Below are 19,985 nucleotides of genomic sequence, written 5' to 3'. Positions count from 1 at the left end.
CGCATGTCACTGGGTCTCGACAGGCTCGACCGACGACGGGGGCAGGTTAGGGCTTGCCGCCGACCTGCGGGTAGGACGCGGCGAGCACCCCGGCCAGGTAGGCCACGATCGCGCCGGGGCCGCTGTTCGGCGCTACAGCCTCGATCTCTGCGTTGTAGTTGGTGTTGGTGTTCACGTCGTAGGTCACCACCCGGCCGTCGACGGTTTCGATGAACTCGATCCCGGCGATCTCGATGCCCTCTGTGCGCAGGAAGTCCCGGTACCGGTCGATGATCGGGTGCTCGAACCCCTCCCGCAGGGCGAAGATCTGCTGCCCGGCCTCCGGCATGATGGTTGCCCCGGGCGGCAGAAGCAGTGCACCGGTGGTCGGGTCGATGGCGCAGGCATCCGCGGGGCAGAGCTGGTAACCGCCGCGGGCGGTGTCGGCGGTGATCGCGTAGATGAACTCGTCGCCCACGATCTCGACCCGGGTGACCTCGGCGTGCGCTGACACCACGAACTCCTGCAGCAGCGAGATGCCGTCCTCGGGTTCCGCGTACTCGCCGGCCGCAATCGCCGCCGCCAATTCGGCGGCGCTGTCGAACTTCTGCACGCCCAGGCCCTTGCCGCCCTGGTTGTGCTTGGTGATGAACGGGGTCGGAAAGTCCCGCGCCGCCTGCACCAGGAGGTGCGTGCCGACGACCACGCGGGTGCGCGGCACGTCGAAGCCCTGCGCGCGCAGCCGGGTGAGCTGATCGACCTTGCTCACCTCGAGTTCGATGGTGCGGCGGCCGTTCACGGTGCGGGCGCCGTACGCCTCCAGCCAGTTCAACACGCTGCGGGTGTAGTCCTTCGACAGGCCGTGCCCGCGGGTGTGCGCCGACGCGCTGATCCGCGACCAGAAGATGCCGGCCGGTGGCGCCTCGTCGAGGTCGAGCACACCGTCGACGAGCAGCCATTCCCGGTACGGCACCCCGGCCGCCTCGAACGCGGCCTGGAACGGTCCGAACCAGTCCGGGTTCTCGTGCAGCACGTGGACGACGGGGGTGTCGGGAAGAAGGCTCATGAGACGAGCCTTCCACGTCACGACATTCCCCGCACGCTGACACATGGCGTAAAGGTCACTCCACCCTCCCCGCCCGGTTACTAGGGTCAGAAAACGGCCCATGTACGCTCGATGCGAAAGTACCCGATGACTCACTCACGTTTCGACGAGATCACTCGTGACGAGCTCAGCCGTGCCAGCAGCCGCAAGTGGAGCCTGCACCCGGGCACCATCGGCGCCTGGGTGGCCGAGATGGACTTCGGCACGGCGCCCGCGGTGTCCGCCGCCCTGCACCGAGCCGTCAACGCCGGCGAGCTGGGCTATCTAGCCCCCGCCACGACGCGGCTGATGGCCGAGGCCACCGCGGACTGGCTCCGGCAGGATTCCGGCTGGGTCGTGCCCCCGGAGAACATCCACCCGGTGTCCGACGTGATGTCGGCCTTCGACGTGACAGTGCGCCGGTTCTCGCCGGATGGCAGCGGCGTCATCGTCCCCACCCCGTCGTACATGCCGTTCCTCAGCTTCACGCCCACCCTGGGCCGGAAGATCTTCGAGGTTCCCGGCCACACCGTCGACGGTCGCTGGAGTCACGACCTGGCCGGCATCGACGCGGCGTTCCGTGCCGGCGCCCGCACCCTCGTGCTCTGCAACCCGCACAATCCCACCGGCGTGGCCCTGACCCTGGCCGAGCTCGAAGCCATCGCCGACGTCGTCGAGCGGCACAACGGCCGGGTCTTCGCCGACGAGATTCACGCGCCGCTCCGCTACGGCAATACCCCGCACATCCCGTACGCGTCGATCTCCCGCGAGACGGCCCGGCACACCATAACGGCCACCTCGGCCTCCAAAGCCTGGAACCTGCCCAGCCTCAAGACCGCGCAGTTCATCACCTCGAACCCGGCCGACGAAGAGGTCTACCAGGTCTACGGCTTCAGCGTGGTGCACGGTGCGTCGACGCCGGGGGTCATCGCCGCCACCGCCGCATACGCCGACGGCAGAGACTGGTTGGCCGAGGTGATCACCTATCTCGACGGCAACCGCACGGCCCTGCGGGACCTGCTCGACGAGCACCTGCCCGAGGTGCGGTACTCGCTGCCGGACGCCACCTACATAGCCTGGCTGGACTGTTCGGCGTTGGGTCTCGAGGGGTCCATCGCCGACTTCTTCCGCACCGAGGCCGGGGTCACGCTCACCGACGGGGCCCTGTGCGGCACCGGGTACGCCAACCATGCCCGCCTGATCTTCGCCATGCCCCGCCCCATTCTCGAGCAGGCGGTGCGGCAGATGGCCGCCGCCGTGCACCGACTGAAAGTGACCCTGTGACCCTCGACGCCACCACAGACTGTCCGTCCCAGCCCGAGTATGACTGGGAGGGCTACGCCTTCGACACCCGCCAGGTGCACGCCGGCGAGTACGACGACCTCACCAGCGGCGCCCGCATCTCGCCCATCAACATGACCGCGGGGTTCAGGTTCGACTCCTTCACGGATGCCAAGGCCCGCTTCGCCGGCGAGGCCGACGGTCTCATCTACTCCCGGCAGCGCAACCCCTCCGGCGGGGTCGCGGAGCGAAAGATCGCCTCGCTCGAGGGCGGCACCGAGGCCATCGTGGTGGCCTCCGGCCAGGCCGCGATCACCGCGGCGCTGCTGTCGATCGCGCAGCCCGGTGATCACATAGTCTCCACGGCGAGCATCTACAGCGGCACCCGCATCCTCTTCGGGCGCAGCTTCGCCCGGTTCGGGGTCACGGTCGACTACGTCTGGGACGAATTCGACGACGACGAGTGGGACCGTGTCATCCGGCCTAACACCAAGGCCATCTTCAGCGAGACCATCCCCAACCCGAAGAACGACATCGTCGACATCGGCCGGGTCGCCGCGGTCGCACAACGGCACGGTATCCCGTTCGTGGTCGACAACACGATAGCGTCGCCGTTCCTGATCCGGCCGTTCGAGCACGGCGCAGACGTCGTGGTGCATTCGTCGACCAAGTTCCTCAGCGGACACGGCGCGGCGATCTCCGGCACCATCGTCGACGGCGGCAGCTTCGACTGGGCCGCCGCCGACCGGGAGTACCCACTGATCACGCAGTCCGCGGCGGGCCTGCCGTCCATCGCCGAGAAGTTCGGGCGCACGGCCTATGCGCGAGCAACCCGCGAAGCCGTCGTCAACGACATCGGCCCGGCGCTGAGCCCGTTCAACTCGTTCCTGCTGCACCAGGGCATCGAGACGCTGTCGCTGCGGATGGAACGGCACCTGTCGAATTCGCTGGCCATCGCGGCCTGGCTGGCCGAGCATCCGGGTGTGCAGAGCGTCGACTACGCCGGCCTGCCCGGTAATCCGGCTTTCGGCCTCGCCCAGCGGCTCTACGGCGGCCGGAGCGGCTCGGTGTTCTCGTTCACCGTGCGGGGCGGCGAAGCAGGGGCGGGCCGGTTCCTCGACCGGCTGCGGGTGATCAGCCACATGACCAACATCGGCGACACCCGGTCGATGGCGTTGCACCCCGCCACGTCGACGCACGCCTCGTTCAGTCAGGAGTTGCGCGAGCGTTTGGGCATCGGCCCCGGCCTGATCCGCCTCTCGGTGGGTATCGAAGCCGTGGCCGACCTCATCGCCGACCTGGACCGCGCGCTCAGCTGACCAGCGGCAGGCGCACCGTGAAAGTGCTGCCCTCACCGAGCACACTGGAGACCTGCACGGTGCCCTGGTGGGCGTGCACAACGGCCCGCACGATCGCCAGGCCCAGGCCCATGCCGGGGATGGCCAGTTCGGTGGAGTTGCGGGCCCGGAAGAACCTGTCGAAGACCTGTCGCTGATCCTCGGCGCTGAGGCCGATGCCGTCGTCGGCGACCCGCACCACCGCATGCGTATCGTCGTGGTCGACGCTGAGCGAGACCGAGCCCCCTGGCCGCGAGAACTTGATGGCGTTGGCGAGCAGGTTGTCGATGGCCTGCTCGATCGCCAGCGGGTCCACCCTGGCGGTCACCGCGGCGTTGTCGTGGGCGCTGATGGTGATGCCGGCGCTCTGCGCGCGCTGCCGGGCGGTGCCCAGGCTGGAGCGCAGGATCCCGCCGAGGTCGCAGTCGACCCGGTGAATCGGCGGCTGGCCTTCGGTGGCGCTGAGCAGTTGCGCGATCACCGAGAGCAGCCGCTCGGCGTTGCGCTCGATCACGCTCACCTCCATGGTGATGCCGAGCTTCTCGGCGTCGATCAGGCCCAGGTAGCCGATGATCGAGGTCAGCGGGGTGCGCAGCTCGTGCGACACCGTGGCGAGAAAGCCGTCCCGCACGGCGATCGCCTCCACCAGCGGGGTCACGTCGGTGGCCACCACGACGGTGCCGAGCGGATACCCTGACTCACGTTCGACCACACCGGAGGACGCGATGATGGCGCTCTGGTCGTCGTCACCGCCGACCCAGTACACCCGGCCGGCGACGAGGTCCCCGCGCATGGCCCTGGCGGCGATCTGATCGTCGAGGGCGACCAGGGTGGTGCGGTCCACGTCGAAGACGAGCGACGCATCCCGGCCGTAGGAGCCGGTGGCCGAGTCGGTGCGCAGGGCGAGGGCGCGGGCGGCGGCGTTGCTCAGGATCACCTCGCCCTGCGGGTTGTAGAGCTCGATGCCGGCATCCACGGTCTCCATCACCGCTTCGAAGGTGGCCTGCCGGTCGGTTGCCTCGAGCAGGGCTGTGCGCAGCTCGCCGGACACCGCCACCAGCTCGCGTTGCTGAGCCCGCAGAGCGTTGGCGGCGATGCGGGCGGCGACGGCGATGAACGCGGTGATGATGGGCAGGAGCAGCACCGCTCCCCAGCCGACAGCGTCGGTGGGAAATCCACCGGCCTGCACCAACGGAAGGCCGCTCACGAACACCGCCCCGGCCAGGGCCAGGCCCAGCGCCCACCAGGCGAAGCCGTAAGCCAGCCAGAGCACGGGCAACACTATGAGCATCCCCACGGCCGGGAAGGTGTCGCGCACCCCGTCACGGAGGAACGCGACCACCACGACGTCGAGCAACGGGACCATGACCAGCCACTCGTGCCCGAACCGCGGCCAGGGCACCAACAGGCCCAGCAGGGTGGCGACGACGGCCAGGCCCAGACCCACCTGGAAACCCGTTTCGAGAAGGGCCTCCGGCCGACCGGCCAGCACGAAGCCCAGGAGCACCGCCACACCGGCCAGAAACGGCGCCTGGGCCAAGGGAAACTCGCGGATACTCGGCGGCCGAACCATCGGCACGAGACCACCCATTACCTGCGTCACTCGACGATCCTCACGTTCGCGAGGCGTCTTAGGCTCAGTTGCCGGCCCTCCCCTGAATTCAAGCAGGTCGACAGGCTGAATTAGCCGTGTTCGGGGACCAATTCCGCCCGGGTTTCAGGCGTGCCCGATCGGGGCCACGGCCACGGTCAGCGAGTCGCCGTCCTCGGCGAGGTCAACCAGAACCGTCTCACCGTCACGGATGCTGCCATTCAGCAGCGCCGTGGCCAGCCTGTCGTCGATCTCGGTCTGCATCAGCCGCCGCAACGGCCGGGCCCCGTAGATCGGGTCGTAGCCGCGTTCGGCCAGCCAGGAGCGGGCATCCGGGGTCACGGCCAGCTCGAGCCGACGTTCGCCCAGGCGGCGCTGCAGCCTGTCGACGTAGAGCTCCACGATCTGGGCGAGGTCATCGGTGGAGAGCGACGAGAACACCACGATGTCGTCGAGCCGGTTCACGAACTCGGGCTTGAAGGCCTGCCGCACCATCTGCTGCACGGCCTCTTCCTTCTCCTCGGTGCTGAGGCTGGGGTCGACGAGGTACTGCGAGCCGAGGTTGGAGGTGAGCACCAGGATGGTGTTGCGGAAGTCGACCGTACGGCCCTGGCCGTCCGTGAGCCGGCCGTCGTCGAGCACCTGCAGCAGCACGTCGAACACTTCGGGGTGCGCCTTCTCCACCTCGTCGAAGAGAATCACCGAATAGGGCCGGCGCCGCACGGCTTCGGTGAGCTGGCCGCCCTGTTCGTACCCGATGTACCCGGGGGGGGCGCCGACCAGTCGGGAGACGGAGAACTTCTCGCCGTACTCGCTCATGTCGATGCGCACCATGGCCTTCTCGTCATCGAAGAGGAACTCGGCGAGCGCCTTGGCCAGCTCGGTCTTGCCCACTCCGGTGGGCCCGAGGAACAGGAACGAGCCGGTAGGCCGGTCGGGGTCGGAGATGCCGGCGCGTGACCGGCGCACCGCATCGGCCACGGCCCGCACGGCCCGCTTCTGGCCGATCAGCCGGTGGCCGAGTTCCCCCTCGAGGTTGAGCAGCTTGTCGGTCTCGCCCTGCAGCAACCGGCCCACCGGGATACCGGTCCAGGCGGCGACCACCGCGGCAATGTCCTCCGCCGTAACCTGATCGCCGACCATCCGGGCGCCCTCCTGCTCGGTCTGCTCGGCCTCGGCGAGCTCACGCTCTATCACGGGGATATCGCCGTAGAGCAGCCGGGAGGCCTTTTCCAGGTCGCCGCGACGTTCGGCCAGCTCGGCCTGGCTGCGGGCGCTCACCAGGCGCTTCCTCAGATCGCCGACCCGGTTGAGTGATGCACGTTCCTTCTGCCAACGTTCCTGCAATTCGCCGAGCTTGACCTGGCGCTCGGCCAGATCGCCGCGTAGCTTCTCCAGGCGCGCCTTGGAGGCGTCGTCCTTCTCCTTCTTGAGCGCCATTTCCTCGAGCTTGAGCCGGTCCACGCTGCGGCGCAGCTCGTCGATCTCCACCGGTGAGGAGTCGATCTCCATCCGCAGCCGGCTGGCGGCCTCGTCGATCAGGTCGATGGCCTTATCGGGCAGCTGCCTCGCGGTGATGTACCGGTTCGAGAGGGATGCCGCGGCGACGAGCGCGGCATCCGCGATCGAAACTTTGTGGTGCGCCTCGTAACGCTCCTTGAGACCGCGGAGGATGGCGACGGTGTCCTCGACGCTCGGTTCGTCCACCATCACCGGCTGGAACCGACGCTCGAGCGCGGCATCCTTTTCGATGAATTCGCGGTATTCGTTCAGGGTGGTGGCGCCGATCAGGCGCAGTTCACCGCGGGCGAGCATGGGCTTGAGCATGTTCGATGCCGCCACCGAGCCCTCGCCACCGCCGGCGCCCATCAGGGTGTGCAGCTCGTCGACGAAGGTGATGATCTGGCCGTCGGCGTCGTTGATCTCCTTGAGCACGGCCTTCAGGCGTTCCTCGAACTCGCCGCGGTACTTGGCGCCGGCCACCAGCGCGGCCAGGTCGAGCGACACCAGCTGCTTGTCCTTGAGCGAGTCGGCCACGTCACCTGCGACGATGCGCTGGGCCAGACCCTCCACCACGGCGGTCTTGCCCACGCCGGGTTCGCCGATCAGCACTGGATTGTTCTTGGTGCGCCTGGTGAGCACCTGGCTCACCCGGCGAATCTCGGCGTCACGGCCGATCACGGGGTCGAGCTTGCCGCTCCGGGCAATGTCGGTGAGGTTCACGCCGTACTGTTCCAGCGCGGTCTTCTGCTTCTCGTCGGTGCCAGGGGCGCCCTGCATGTTGGCCATCAAAAATCATCCTCCGCGAATACTTGAGTGGACTCGGCTCAAGTTTAGACTGGAGGTGGCGGATACGCTACCAGGGCACCTACTTCGCGGTGGCCGGCTTTCGGGCCGCGTGGAGCGCGAGGAAGTCGCGCACGTCGCCGGCCTCGGCGGCGTCGATTCCGTGGGCGAGGCCCGGGTAAATGCGTTCGACCAGGGTGGAGTGCCGCGGCAGGTAGGCGCTGGTGCGCGTGATCGCGGCCTCAGCGATGACCCGGTCCTCGGCGCCGCGACCCCAGAAGACGGCCGGGCGCGTCTCGGCGAGGGTCGCGTCGCCGGGCTGCTCTGCAGCCAGAACGAAACCGCCGAGCACGACGGGGGCGAGCACCCGCTCGGGCCGGGTGCGCAGCAGCTGGCTGGCCATCAGGCCGCCCTGCGAGAAGCCGATCGGGATCACCCGGGTGCCGGGAGCCAGGTTCGCATCGACCCAGGCCCAGATCGTCTCGGTGGCCTCGGCGACAGGCCGGGCGTCGGGGTTTCCGGGCGTGGTGATCGGGAACCAGGCCGCGCCGCCGGTGCCGAGTTCGAGCGGCGCGCGCAGCGACGCCCACGGCTGGGCGAGCCCGAACTCCGGGATCAGGCCGGCCAGGTCGTGTTCGTTCGAACCATAGCCGTGCAGGAGCAGCGCGACCGCGGGTTCGGTGGTGCCGTCGGCCGGCCAGGCGGACGAGCGCACTTCCCGCAGCTGCGGGGTCATCGGGCGATCAGCTCGTCGGTGGTGAGGTCGGGCAGCGCCACGGTGACCTGGGTGCCCCACGGGTCGGCGACCGTCACGGAGCGGCCGTCTCCGGCGAACGGAATCGACCGGGCGGTGAGGCGGGCGGTGAGGGAGTGCAGGTCAGCGACGGCGGGTACCGTCACGGCCACGTCGCCGAGGCCGAGGCTCGCCGCGCGGGGGCCCGAGCCACGGCTGTTCCAGGTGTTCATGGCGATGTGGTGGTGGTAGCCACCCGCGGAGGCGAAGAGCGCGCCCGGGTAGCTGCCCTGGGTGGCCTCGAAGCCGAGCGCGTCGACGTAGAACGCCCGCGCCGTCTGGATGTCGCCGACCTGCAGGTGCACGTGCCCGACCGCGCCGGGCAGGGCGGAGCCGGCATCGACGATTGCCTGATCGAGGTGACCCTGCAGGTAGGCGTTGGGGTCGAGGTACTCGGTGGCCATCCGGATCTGTTCGCCGTCGTGGATCCAGGTGCTGCGGTCCCGGTCGGTGTAGAGCTCGACGCCGTTGCCCTCCGGGTCGGTGAAGTAGAACGCCTCGCTCACGAGGTGGTCGCTGGAGCCGATGAAGATGCTGCGCGGGTCCTGCGCAGCGCGGTAGACCGTCGCCGCGAGGCTGCCGGGGGTCTCGAAGAGGAACGCGGTGTGGAACAGGCCGGCCTGGCGCGGGTCGACGCCGGGCAGGTCCGGGGTGTGGATGAGCCGCACCAGCGGCGTCGTTCCCCGGCCGAGCACACGGTGCACCTCACGATTGCGACTGCGCTCCTCGAGGGGTTCCATCGCGAAGGCCCGGGAGTAGTAGTCAGACATGGTCTCGAGGTCACCGACCCGCAGGGTTACCGCGCCCATTGACGTGGCGGCGTCGAGGATCTGCTCGCGTGCTGTGTCGCTCATGATTGGCTCCCGGTCTCGCTACGAAATGCTTGTAGCTACAACCATACAGCACGTTCCTCGGCGATCAGACCGGACTGGTCAGCTGGATGAGATTGCCACAGGTGTCGTCCAGCATGGCCACGACCACTGGGCCCATCGGCGTGGCCGGCTGGGTGATTCTCACACCCTTCGCTTCCAGCTCACGAACGGTGGCGGCCACATCGTCAACGGCGAACGAGGTGGCCGGGATGCCGTCCCCGACCAGCGCCCGCTGGTACGCCTGCGCCGCCGGGTGCACGTCCGGCTCCAACAGCAGCTCGACGCCGTCGGGCTCGCCCGGGCCGACCACGGTGAGCCAGCGGTGTTCGCCCACCGGCACATCCGTCTTCGGCAGGAAGCCGAGCTTGTCGGTGTAGAAGGCCAGGGCCTTCGCCTGGTCGTCGACGAAGATGCTGGTGACGTGGATGCGGATCGGCATGGGATTCTCCTCGTTCGGTGGAGCGGAGGGGCGCGGTGCGCTGATCCTAATACGCACGAAAGCGGCCGTGTGGTTGCCTCGTTTGGATGAGGTGACCACACGGCCGCATTCGCGAGCTGCGCTTGCTCAGGCGACGGGCACACCGACGCGGAAATTCGCGCCGTGGTGCTCGTCGGGCAGGCGGTCGCCGCGGCCGTGCAGCTTCTGCCGCAGGGTGCCCTCGGTGTACTCGGTGGGGTAGACGCCCCGTTTCTGCAGCTCGGGCACCACCCAGGTGACCACGTCTTCGAAGGTGCCCGGCGTGATGGCGTAGGCCAGGTTAAACCCGTCCACGTCGGTCTCGGCCGCCCACTCCTCGAGCTGGTCGGCGATCTCCACACCGGAGCCCACGATGAACGGGCCGAGGCCGCCGATGGCGCCGGCCCGGGCGATGTCGCCGACGGTCCACTCGGAGCCGTCGTCGTTCGCGGCCTGAAAATTGGCCACGGCCGACTGGATGGCGTTGCTCTTGACGTTGCCGATCGGCTCGTCGAGCGCGAACTCGGACAGGTCGACCCCCATCCACCCGGACATGAACACCAGGGCGCCCTCCTCGCTGGCGTAGCTGAGGTAGTCGAGGTACTTGGCTTGAGCCTTCTCACTGGTCTCGTCGGTGATGATCGTGAGCAGCGTGTAGATCTTGGCCGAGTACCGGTCGCGGCCGGCCGCCTCGAGGGCATCGCGGATCTTGGTGACGGTGCCCGTGAGCACGGCCTTGGTCGACGCGGCCACGAAGATCGCTTCGGCGTTGCCGGCAGCGAACGCGATGCCGCGGCTGGAGGCGCCGGCCTGGTAGATCACGGGCGAACGCTGCGGCGACGGCTCGGAGAGGTGGATGCCCGGCACCTGGAAATGCTTGCCGGAGTGATTGATGGAGTGCACCTTGCTCGGGTCGGTGAAGATGCCGGTCTCGGTGTCGCGCACCACGGCGTCGTCCTCCCAGGAACCCTCCCACAGCTTGTACAACACCTCGAGGTACTCGTCGGCGTAGTCGTAGCGGTCGTCGTGCTCGAGCTGGTCTTCGTTGCCCATGTTGCGCGCGGCGGAGGGCAGGTAGCCGGTGACGACGTTCCAGCCGACCCGCCCCTTGGTGAGGTGGTCGAGCGTGGACATGCGGCGTGCAAAGGGGTACGGGTGCTCGTATGCGGTGCCGGCGGTGACACCGAATCCGAGGTGCTCTGTGACATATGCCATTGCGGGAATGACCAGGAGCGGGTCGGCGACGGGGATCTGTGCTCCGTTGCGGATCGCCGCCTCGTTGGTGCCGCCGTAGACGTCGTAGGTGCCCAGGACGTCGGCGAGGAAGATGCCGTCGAAGCGTCCCTTCTCGAGCAGCTTGGCGAGCTCGGTCCAGTACCCGAGGTCGGTGTAGCTCTGCGACCTGTCGTCGGGGTGGCGCCAGAGGCCGGAGGACTGGTGGGCGACGCAGTTCATGTCGAAGGCATTGAAGCGAATCTGTCTGGGCATGGATCAATGCTCACCTCTTCGCGGCCCGATCACATCCCTGCACGAAACACGACGTCACAGTGGGATGCGGCGCAGTATCTTCGAGCCGCCCTCAGCGGACGATGCATGAGTGCAAGATCCTGCACCCGCGCGGACGGTCGGGAGGGCCGGCGCGGCGGCCCGCTCCGAATGAATGGGGGTGCCTTTTCTCCCGGCCAGGTGCCATACTGGCCCGGCAACGCCCCGACCGAGCCAACGCCACCGGCGGCCGCGCACCGCATGACCACTCATCGAAGAGGAGTCCCGTGAGCACCGCGCTACTGTCCAATTTCATCAATGGCCACTTTGTGACACCGACGGGCTCCGCGCTGCTGGACATCGTCGATCCGACGACCGGGTCGATCGTGGCCCGGGCCCCGATCTCCACAGCGGGCGACGTCGACGACGCCATGCGCGCCGCCAAGGCCGCCTTTCCCGGCTGGAGCCGGAAGACCCCGGGCGAACGGCAGTTGGCGCTGCTGCGGCTGGCCGACGCCGTGGAGGCCAACAGCGACGCGATCGTGGAGGCTCAGCACCGCAACACCGGCCAGCCGCGCGCCACCATCGCCGCCGACGAGGTGGCCGCCGGGGCCGATCAACTGCGTTTCTTCGCCGGCACCGCCCGACTGCTCGAGGGCAAGTCGGCCGGCGAGTACCTCGAGGGCATGACCTCCTGGGTGCGCCGCGAACCGATCGGGGTGGTGGGCCAGGTCACCCCGTGGAACTTCCCGTTCCTCATGGCCATCTGGAAGATCGGTCCGGCCCTGGCCGTGGGCAACACCCTCGTGCTCAAGCCCAGCGACACCACCCCTGAATCCACCCTCGAACTCGCCCGGATCAGCCAGGGCATCCTGCCGGACGGCGTGATGAACATCGTGCTCGGCGATGCGAGCACCGGTGCGTTCATCGTCGAGCACCCGGTGCCCGGCCTGGTCTCGATCACCGGCAGCGTGCGCGCCGGTATGGCCGTGGCTGCCGGCGCCGCGCACACCCTCAAGCGCGCTCACCTGGAGCTCGGCGGCAAGGCGCCCGCCGTGGTGTTCGGTGACGTCGACGTGGCCAAGGTCGCCTCGGCGATCGCCGACTTCTCCTTCTATAACGCCGGCCAGGACTGCACGGCCATCACCCGGGTGCTCGTGCACGAGTCGATCCACGACGAATTCGTGGGCGCGTTCACGGCCGAGGCCGAGCTGCGCATCACCGGGTCCGCCGACGACGCCGACAACTACTTCGGGCCGCTCAACAACGTGCGGCACTTCACCGACGTGGTCGAGAAGGTGGAGGGCCTGCCGGCGCACGCGGTGATCAGCACCGGCGGCCACCGGGTGGGTGCGGCGGGCTTCTTCTTCGAACCCACCGTGGTGACCCAGGTGCGCCAGACGGATGCGATCGTGCAGGACGAGACATTCGGCCCGGTGATCACGGTGCAGAGCTTCGGCACCGAGGAGGAGGCCATCGCCATGGCCAATGACGTGCGCTACGCGCTGGCCTCGAGCGTCTGGACCCGCGACCATGCCCGGGCCCTGCGGGTCTCCCGCGACCTCGACTTCGGCGCTGTCTGGATCAACACGCACATCCTGCTGACCGCCGAGATGCCGCACGGCGGATTCAAGTACTCCGGCTACGGCAAGGACCTGTCCATGTACGGCGTCGAGGATTACACCCGCATCAAGCACGTGATGAGCGCACTCGAATGAGCTTCCATCCTCTCGACCCCCTGACCGGCCCCGAGTTCACCCAGGCGGCGGCCGTGCTCGCCCGTGAGCACGGGGTGGGTGCGGGCTGGCGGTTCGCCTCGATCGAACTTGTCGAGCCGGCCAAGGCCGCCATCGCCGAATTCGAGGCCACCGGTGTCGCCCCGGAGCGCCGGGCGCGCCTGGTGGTGCTGCATCGCGCCCAGAACCACACCTGGGTGGCGGTGGTGTCGCTGCGCACCGACGCCCTGCTCGAGTGGGGTCAGGTGGTGGGTGTGCAGGCCAACTTCACCGTCGATGAGTGGGAAGAGGCCGACGCGGCGCTGCGGGCGCATCCGGAGGTCGTGGCCGCTCTGGCCAAACGCGGCATCACAGACCTCGAGAACGTCTTCATCGACACCTGGACCTACGGCGACGCCGTGATCCCCGACGTCTACCGCGGCCTGCGCCTGGGTTGGGCCGACGTCTGGGTGCGCAGCGGTGCCGGCGCCAACCCCTACGCGGGACCGGTCAGCGGGCTGCACTTCGTGATCGACGTGAACACCATGAACCTGCTCGAAATCGAGGACACCTTTGCCGTGGACCCGCCGAGCGTGATGGGCGAGTACGTGCCGCACCTGGTGCCGGAGCGCATCCGCACCGCGAGCACGAGGCCGCCGTTGAAGCCGCTGGACATCGTGCAGCCGGAGGGCCCGAGCTTCAGCGTGGACGGCAACCTGGTGCAGTGGCAGAACTGGTCGCTTCGAGTGGGATTCAACTATCGCGAGGGCATGACGCTGCACAGGGTGACCTACACGGATGCCGGCCGCGAGCGCCCGATCGCCAACCGGCTCTCGTTCGCCGAGATGGTGGTGCCGTACCGCGACCCGAGCGTCGACCACTTCCGCCGCACCGCGTTCGACATCGGCGAGTGGGGCCTGGGGTTCATGACCACGTCGCTGGAGCTCGGCTGCGACTGCCTGGGCGAGATCCGCTACCTCGATGCCGTGCTGCACAACAGCGCCGGCGAGCCGTACTCGATCCCCAATGCCTTCTGCATCCACGAGGAAGACAACGCCGTGCTCTGGAAGCACGTCGACCACGACGGCGGCGCGGAGGTGCGCCGGATGCGCCGGCTGGTGGTGTCCTTCCACGTGACCGTGGCCAACTACGAGTACCTCGTCTACTGGCGGTTCTACCAGGACGGCAACATCGAGTGTGAGGTACGCGCCACCGGCATCATGGTGGTCACCCACCTCGAGCCCGGCCAGCCGCACCCCAACGGCACCCTCGTCGACGAGCGCACCTACGCGCCGTTCCACCAGCACTTCATCGTGGCCCGGATGGACCTCGACATCGACGGCCCGGCCAACACCGTGTACCGCAGCGAGACCCGCATCGAACCGATCGACGCTGCCAACCCCCTCGGGCTGGCACTCACCCAACAGAACACCCCGATCGAGACCGAGGGCTTCGATGACTTCGACTGGAACACCCAGCGGGCCTGGAAGGTGGTCAACGAGCAGACCCTGAACGGGCTCGGCACCCCGGTGTCGTACAAGCTCGTGCCGGGCGGCGCCATCCCGTCGTTCTTCCACCCCGAAGCCCCGGCCCTCACCCGGGCTCAGGTGATCGGCCACACGGTGTGGGTCACTCCCAACGACGACGCTCAGCGTTGGCCCTGCGGCGAGTTCGTGAACCAGAGCGGCGTCGACCACGGCCTGCCCGAGTGGATCCAGGCCGGCCGCGCCGTACGCGATACCGATGTGGTGCTCTGGTACACCTTCGGCATCCACCACATCACCCGGCCGGAGGAATGGCCGGTGATGCCGGCCGACATCGTCTCGTTCTGGTTGAAGCCGGTGGGCTTCTTCGACCGCAACCCGTCGCTCGACGTGGAACCGAGCGCCGCGCACTGCGCCCCGGGAATGGAGCACGGCGGGATGGCCGACCACCCACACGAGCACAGCAGCCATGAACACAGCACGGACGAACACAGCATGGACGAACACAGCACGGATGAACACAGCACGGATGAACACAGCACGGATGCGCCGGCCACGGAACCAAGGAGAACAGCGTGACGCGAGTACCGAACTATGTGGTGGCCTTCGAGGCCACCGCCCAAGGCCGCGAGGCCCTCGAGCTGGGCATCGCGATGGCCAGGATCACCGCGGCCGAACTGCGCATCTGCCTGGTGTTGCAGCGCGTCACCGCGGCCCCGGCGAAGATCCACGCCGCGAGCAGCGACTTCGAGGTTCTCCTGGCCGACCAGGCCACGAAGTGGCTCGAGCAGGCCGCCGGCTGGGTGCCCGCCGATGTCACGTCCACGACCCATCTGCTCTGGGCCGACTCCACATCTGAGGGCCTGATCCAGGCCAGCGCAGACCTCGATTCCGACCGGATCGTGGTGGGCGCCGCCCGCGGCGGACTGTTCAACAGGTTCACCATCGGCAGCGTCGCCAACGCCCTCTTGCATGCCTCCCCCGTACCCGTTGCCCTCGCCCCACACGGGTACCGCGCGCCGGCCCAGCTCACCCGGATCACCTGCGCCATCGGCACCCGGCCGGGCTGGGAAGCCCTGCTCGACTCGCTGGTGGCATTCTCCGACGGGCTGAGAGTGGACCTGCGCTTCGTGACCCTGGTGGAGGTCGACGCGGCCCGCGAGAAGCAGTCACCGGCCGCCGCGGGCAGCACCGCCCACCTCGACGCCGTGCTCGCCTACTACGAGCGGCACTCGACCAGCCACGGCGTCATCACGACCGAGGTCGGCACCGGCAAGAGCGTCGAAGACGCGGTCGAGGCCCTCGACTGGCGGCCCGATGAGCTCGCATTCGTCGGGTCAAGCCGGCTGGCCGCGCCGCGCACGATCTTCCTCGGCATCACCGCCCACCGCATGCTGCACGCCCTGCCGGTGCCGCTCGTCGTCGTCCCGACCTCGGCCACCCGCACCTGATCCAACCCGTTCGCTGATTTCGACCCGTAGCTGATCCGACCAAAGGACAGGTTCATGGCACAGTCATCCGCCTCCGGCGCCACGCCGGCCACCACCTCCACCTCATCCAGCGCCGGCGGTCTGTCCGCCAAGGGCCTGAGTGCCGGCAGCGTGGGCCTCCTCGGCGCCACCGTGATCGGCATCTCCTGCATCGCCCCCGCGTACACTCTCACCGCCTCGCTCGGCCCCACCGTCGCGGCCGTGGGCACCCAGATGCCGGGGATCTTCATGGTCGGCTTCATCCCGATGCTGCTCGTGGCGCTCGGCTACCGCGAACTCAACAACGCCATGCCGGATGCCGGCACCTCGTTCACCTGGGCGACCCGCGCGTTCGGGCCGTGGCTGGGCTGGATGGGTGGCTGGGGTCTGATCGTGGCCACGGTGGTGGTGCTGTCCAACCTCGCCGGGGTGGCCGTGGACTTCTTCTACCTGATGCTCGCGCAGCTGTTCGACAACCCCGGCCTGGCCGACCTGGCCGGCAACGTCTGGATCAACATCTTCACCTGTCTGGTCTTCATGGTCGGCGCCTGTTACGTCTCCTATCGGGGCATGGAGGCCACCAAGATGGTGCAGTACGTGCTCGTCGCATTCCAGCTGCTCGTGTTGATCTGGTTCAGCGTCGCGGCGCTCATCCACTTCTCCGACGGCACCGCGTTCGACGCCCTCGGCTTCAGCGCCAGCTGGTTCAACCCGTTCCTCACCCCGTCGTTCTCGGCATTCGCCGCCGGGGTGTCGCTGTCGATCTTCATCTACTGGGGCTGGGACGTCACGCTCACCATGAACGAGGAGACCAAGGACCCGGCCCGGACGCCTGGCCGGGCGGCGACCCTCACGGTGGGCATCATCTTCGTGCTGTACATCCTGGTCGCGGTGTCGGCGCTGATGTTCTCCGGTGTCGGCACCGGCGAGCTGGGGCTGGGCAACGAAGACATCCAGGGCAACGTCTTCGCGGCGCTGGCCGGCCCGGTGATGGGCCCGTTCGCGATCCTGATGTCGCTGGCCGTGCTGTCCAGTTCGGCGGCCTCGCTGCAGTCCACCTTCGTGGGCCCGGCCCGCACGATGCTCTCGATGGGCCACTACCGAGCGTTCCCCAAGCGGTTCGCCTCGATCAGCCCGCGGTTCAAGTCGCCGGGTTTCGCGACCGTGATCGCCGGTGTGGTGGCCTGGGGGTTCTACGCGGTGATGCGGGTGCTGAGCACCGATGTGCTCACCGACACCATCCTCACCCTGGGCATCATGATCTGCTTCTACTACGGCGTCACGGCGTTCGCCTGCGTCTGGTTCTTCCGCCGCGAGGTGTTCTCCAGCACCCGGGCGTTCCTGCTCAAGCTGCTCGCCCCGCTGCTGGGCGGCATCATCCTGGCCGTGATCTTCGCCACGACCCTGATCGACAGCACCAATCCCGACTACGGCAGCGGCTCGGAGATCGGCGGCGTCGGCCTGGTGTTCATCCTCGCGATGGTCCTCTTCCTCACCGGCATCGTCCTGATGCTCATCATGCGCAGGGTCGACCCGGCCTTCTTCCAGGGCAAGACCCTGACCAAGGGCACCTCCCGCGACGCGTGAGTCTTGTCTCGGGATCGGCGCCGTTCCGGCCGTGGTTGACTGTCTGCCATGGGGAAGTGGAGCGGTGACACCTGGCTGGGCTGGGCTCTCGTGCTGTTCTGCCTGTCGCTGGCATCGACATTCATTGCCGGTGTCGCCGGGTTCAATTTTGACCCCGACGATTATCCGAGCTCCTATTACGCCGCTCGGGTTCCCGGCCTTGTCGGGGTCATGGTTGTGTCGCTGGTGATTCCGGCGCTGGCTGCCGCGGCATCGGTCTTGTCCGCGCGTGCCGAACCACGTGAGGCGCGGCGGACCACGACCGCGACAGTCATCCTGGTTCTGGCGCTGTCATCTGTCTGGTTGTGCTTGGTGCTCGGGATCGACTCGGTGCAGCAGGCCATCGAATTCTCTGAGCATGCTCCGATGTAGGTGCCGAGGTCCGCTGCGGCGCAGTTGAGCCGCCCGACCGGCACCATCCGCTCACCTCGCTGAACACACTCTCAGGCGGCCGCCCCTCCCGGACAGCTTCTGGTTGTTTCCCTTTCACCTTCGATTCGTACACTCCCCAGTGATCGGCTTCACAAGGTCTGACTGTGGAAAGTGACGTGTGCGATGTCGTATTTTGTGGAACTGGTCGATCACCGCCTGGCCAGGCTGCTCACCCCCGCCAGGCGGGATTGGCTTCGGAGTCCCCGCACCCTGCTGCTCGGCTTCCTCGGGCTGCACCTGCTCTTCCTGTTCGCGCTGCTGCCGACCATCCTCACCGGCCGGGTGCTGGGCGACCTGCCGCTCTATCGGGTCTGGGCCGAGCAGGCGCTGGCCAACGGCGTGTGGCAGGGCATCGACGTCGAGTGGGTGTATCCCATCGGCGCGATCGTGCCGATCGTGCTGGCGGATGCGGCCGGCCCACTGCTGTACCAACTGCTCTGGTTCGTGATGACCGGGGCCCTCAACGCCGCGGCCATCGGCATCCTCACCGACTGGGGCCGCGATCGGGCCGGCTACCGGGCGGCCTGGTTCTGGCTGGCCTTCAGCCTGCTGCTCAGCCCCGTCGGACTGCTGCGCCTCGAGGGGCTCAGCGCCCCACTGGTGATCATGGGCCTGGTGCTGGTGGCCCGCCGCCCCGTGCTGGCCGCCGCCCTGCTCACCGCGGCGACCTGGATCAAGGTCTGGCCGGCCGCGGTGCTGCTCGCCGTCGTGGCGGCGAGCCGGCGCCGGGTGAGCGTGGTCGTCACCGGCGGAGTGATCACGGCCGGTATCGCCGGCGCCGTCTGGGCGGCCGGAGGCCTGCGGTTTCTGACCGGCTTCGTCACCATGCAATCCGACCGGGCCCTGCAGCTCGAGGCGCCGGTGACGACCCCGTGGGTGTGGCTGGCCGCGATGGGCCAGCACGGCACCACGATCTACCAGAACCACGCCATCGCCACCCGCGAAGTGAGCGGCCCCGGCGCCGGCTTCGTGGCGGCCGCCATGACCCCGCTGATGTTCCTGGTCATCGCCGGCATCTTCGTTCTGCTCCTGCTGGCCCTGCGTCGCAGCCGCGACAACGCCCAGCTGGTGCTTCTGGGCGCATTGGCCCTGGTGACCACGTTCGTGGTGCTCAACAAGGTGGGTTCGCCGCAGTACATGCTGTGGATCGCCCCGGTCGTGGCCGTCGGCGTGGCCCACGACTGGGTTGTCTGGCGGGTGCCGGCCTATCTCACGATCGTGATCGGCGGGTTGACCACCCTGATCTTCCCGATCTTCTACCTGCCCCTGGTGCACGGGGATGCCGGTGCGATCCTGCTGCTCACCGTGCGCAACGCTCTGCTCGTGGTGCTGCTCGGCTGGTCGGTCCTGGCCCTGTGGCGCACGGCCTTCGCGAGCTCGCCGGCATCCGTATCGGGCGTCAGCGCGCCGGAGCGCGTGGCCTGGCCACCCGCTGACGCCACCAGTTTGCGGGGCGACCCGGCCACACGAGGCAGAATAGGGAGGTGACTGCTACAACGACCTTCGCCCTCGTCCGCCACGGCCAGACCGATTGGAACGCCATCGGGCGCATCCAGGGGGCCACCGATGTGCCCCTCAACGACGTGGGCCGGGGCCAGGCCACGGAGGCGGTCGCACCGCTCTCGCAGTACGAATGGGACTTCGTCGTGGCATCGCCGCTGTCCCGTGCGGCCGAGACGGCCGACATCATCGCCGCGGACCTGGACCTCGAGGTGACCCGCCACCTGCCCGGCCTCGTCGAGCGCAACTACGGACCGGCGGAGGGGCTCTCCGCCGGACCCACGCTCGACGCCCTGCGGGCCGACGGCGACTCCGGCAGCTTCCGTGGTGCCGAGGCGGCGCTCAGCGTGTCCAACCGCGGCCTTGGTGCGCTGCGCCAGCTCGCCGAGGACTACCCGGGCGCCCGCATCATCGTCGTCTGCCACGGCACCCTGATTCGCCTCAGCCTGATGGCCGCCCTCGAGCGGGACATCCCGCCGATCCTGAACGCGGCAATGTCGGTCGTGCAGTTCAGCCCCGAGGCCGGCTGGACCGCATCCGTCATCAACAACGAGCCGCTCGAGGCCGACGCCGTGGCCCTCGCCGGCTAACTGT

Annotated in this window: 16 protein-coding genes; 9 read left to right on the top strand and 7 right to left on the bottom strand. The window is 68.4% G+C overall.

Annotation, left to right across the window (positions count from 1 at the left end):
* Positions 1–46 precede the first annotated feature (46 nt).
* Positions 47–1,045, bottom strand: a complete 999-nt coding sequence (locus E3O57_RS15935) for a RimK family alpha-L-glutamate ligase (protein WP_103479904.1) — start codon at positions 1,043–1,045, stop codon at positions 47–49.
* Between the two features lie 126 nt (positions 1,046–1,171).
* On the opposite strand from E3O57_RS15935, the gene E3O57_RS15930 reads away from it, so the two are divergent.
* Both E3O57_RS15930 and E3O57_RS15925 read left to right on the top strand, forming a co-directional pair.
* A complete protein-coding gene (locus E3O57_RS15930; protein WP_103479905.1) occupies positions 1,172–2,347 on the top strand; it encodes a MalY/PatB family protein in 1,176 nt (391 codons plus the stop codon).
* Positions 2,344–3,663, top strand: a complete 1,320-nt coding sequence (locus tag E3O57_RS15925; RefSeq protein ID WP_103479906.1) for an O-acetylhomoserine aminocarboxypropyltransferase/cysteine synthase family protein — start codon at positions 2,344–2,346, stop codon at positions 3,661–3,663. The genes E3O57_RS15930 and E3O57_RS15925 overlap by 4 nt, the downstream gene beginning before the upstream one ends.
* On the opposite strand, the gene E3O57_RS15920 is transcribed toward E3O57_RS15925, so the two are convergent.
* From E3O57_RS15920 to E3O57_RS15895, 6 genes are all read right to left on the bottom strand, one after another.
* Positions 3,656–5,284 carry a HAMP domain-containing sensor histidine kinase gene (locus E3O57_RS15920; protein WP_133159834.1) on the bottom strand — a complete coding sequence of 543 codons (1,629 nt, stop codon included), beginning with the start codon at positions 5,282–5,284 and terminating at the stop codon, positions 3,656–3,658. The two genes, E3O57_RS15925 and E3O57_RS15920, sit on opposite strands and share 8 nt — an antisense overlap.
* Before the next feature lie 114 nt (positions 5,285–5,398).
* Positions 5,399–7,561, bottom strand: coding sequence for an ATP-dependent Clp protease ATP-binding subunit (locus E3O57_RS15915; protein ID WP_088457570.1), 2,163 nt, complete (start codon positions 7,559–7,561; stop codon positions 5,399–5,401).
* A 79-nt stretch (positions 7,562–7,640) separates the two neighbouring features.
* Positions 7,641–8,294 (bottom strand): alpha/beta hydrolase, encoded by a 654-nt coding sequence (locus tag E3O57_RS15910; protein ID WP_103479908.1) that lies wholly within the window; start codon positions 8,292–8,294, stop codon positions 7,641–7,643.
* Positions 8,291–9,205, bottom strand: a complete 915-nt coding sequence (locus tag E3O57_RS15905) for a VOC family protein (RefSeq protein WP_103479909.1) — start codon at positions 9,203–9,205, stop codon at positions 8,291–8,293. Before E3O57_RS15905 ends, E3O57_RS15910 begins: the two co-directional genes overlap by 4 nt.
* A 64-nt stretch (positions 9,206–9,269) precedes the next feature.
* A complete protein-coding gene (locus E3O57_RS15900) occupies positions 9,270–9,662 on the bottom strand; it encodes a VOC family protein (protein WP_088457573.1) in 393 nt (130 codons plus the stop codon).
* Positions 9,663–9,788: 126 nt separating this feature from the next.
* Entirely contained in the window at positions 9,789–11,168 is a 1,380-nt protein-coding gene (locus E3O57_RS15895; protein ID WP_103479910.1) for an LLM class flavin-dependent oxidoreductase, read from the bottom strand.
* A gap of 284 nt (positions 11,169–11,452) precedes the next feature.
* On the opposite strand from E3O57_RS15895, the gene E3O57_RS15890 reads away from it, so the two are divergent.
* From E3O57_RS15890 to E3O57_RS15860, 7 genes are all read left to right on the top strand, one after another.
* Complete coding sequence (locus E3O57_RS15890) at positions 11,453–12,883, top strand: aminobutyraldehyde dehydrogenase (RefSeq protein ID WP_241990463.1); 1,431 nt, start codon at positions 11,453–11,455, stop codon at positions 12,881–12,883.
* On the top strand, positions 12,880–14,943 hold the full coding sequence (locus E3O57_RS15885) for a primary-amine oxidase (RefSeq protein ID WP_103479912.1): 2,064 nt from the start codon (positions 12,880–12,882) through the stop codon (positions 14,941–14,943). The genes E3O57_RS15890 and E3O57_RS15885 overlap by 4 nt, the downstream gene beginning before the upstream one ends.
* Complete coding sequence (locus E3O57_RS15880) at positions 14,940–15,815, top strand: universal stress protein (RefSeq protein ID WP_241990462.1); 876 nt, start codon at positions 14,940–14,942, stop codon at positions 15,813–15,815. The genes E3O57_RS15885 and E3O57_RS15880 overlap by 4 nt, the downstream gene beginning before the upstream one ends.
* 54 nt (positions 15,816–15,869) lie before the next feature.
* Positions 15,870–17,420 carry an APC family permease gene (locus E3O57_RS15875; RefSeq protein WP_088457577.1) on the top strand — a complete coding sequence of 517 codons (1,551 nt, stop codon included), beginning with the start codon at positions 15,870–15,872 and terminating at the stop codon, positions 17,418–17,420.
* Between the two features lie 48 nt (positions 17,421–17,468).
* Positions 17,469–17,831: a hypothetical protein gene (locus E3O57_RS15870; protein WP_088457578.1), complete on the top strand. Its 363-nt coding sequence runs from the start codon at positions 17,469–17,471 to the stop codon at positions 17,829–17,831.
* A 183-nt stretch (positions 17,832–18,014) separates the two neighbouring features.
* The gene (locus tag E3O57_RS15865) at positions 18,015–19,379 is read left to right on the top strand and encodes a glycosyltransferase 87 family protein (RefSeq protein ID WP_088457579.1); all 1,365 of its coding nucleotides are present in this window, start codon (positions 18,015–18,017) and stop codon (positions 19,377–19,379) included.
* On the top strand, positions 19,376–19,981 hold the full coding sequence (locus tag E3O57_RS15860) for a histidine phosphatase family protein (RefSeq protein WP_088457580.1): 606 nt from the start codon (positions 19,376–19,378) through the stop codon (positions 19,979–19,981). The genes E3O57_RS15865 and E3O57_RS15860 overlap by 4 nt, the downstream gene beginning before the upstream one ends.
* Positions 19,982–19,985 lie beyond the last annotated feature (4 nt).

This window comes from Cryobacterium sp. TMN-39-2 (assembly GCF_004402745.1).
GTDB classification, from domain to species: Bacteria; Actinomycetota; Actinomycetes; order Actinomycetales; family Microbacteriaceae; genus Cryobacterium; species Cryobacterium zongtaii.
Note: the sequence above shows the minus strand (reverse complement) of the source record. Positions and strands in the feature narration are given on the sequence as shown.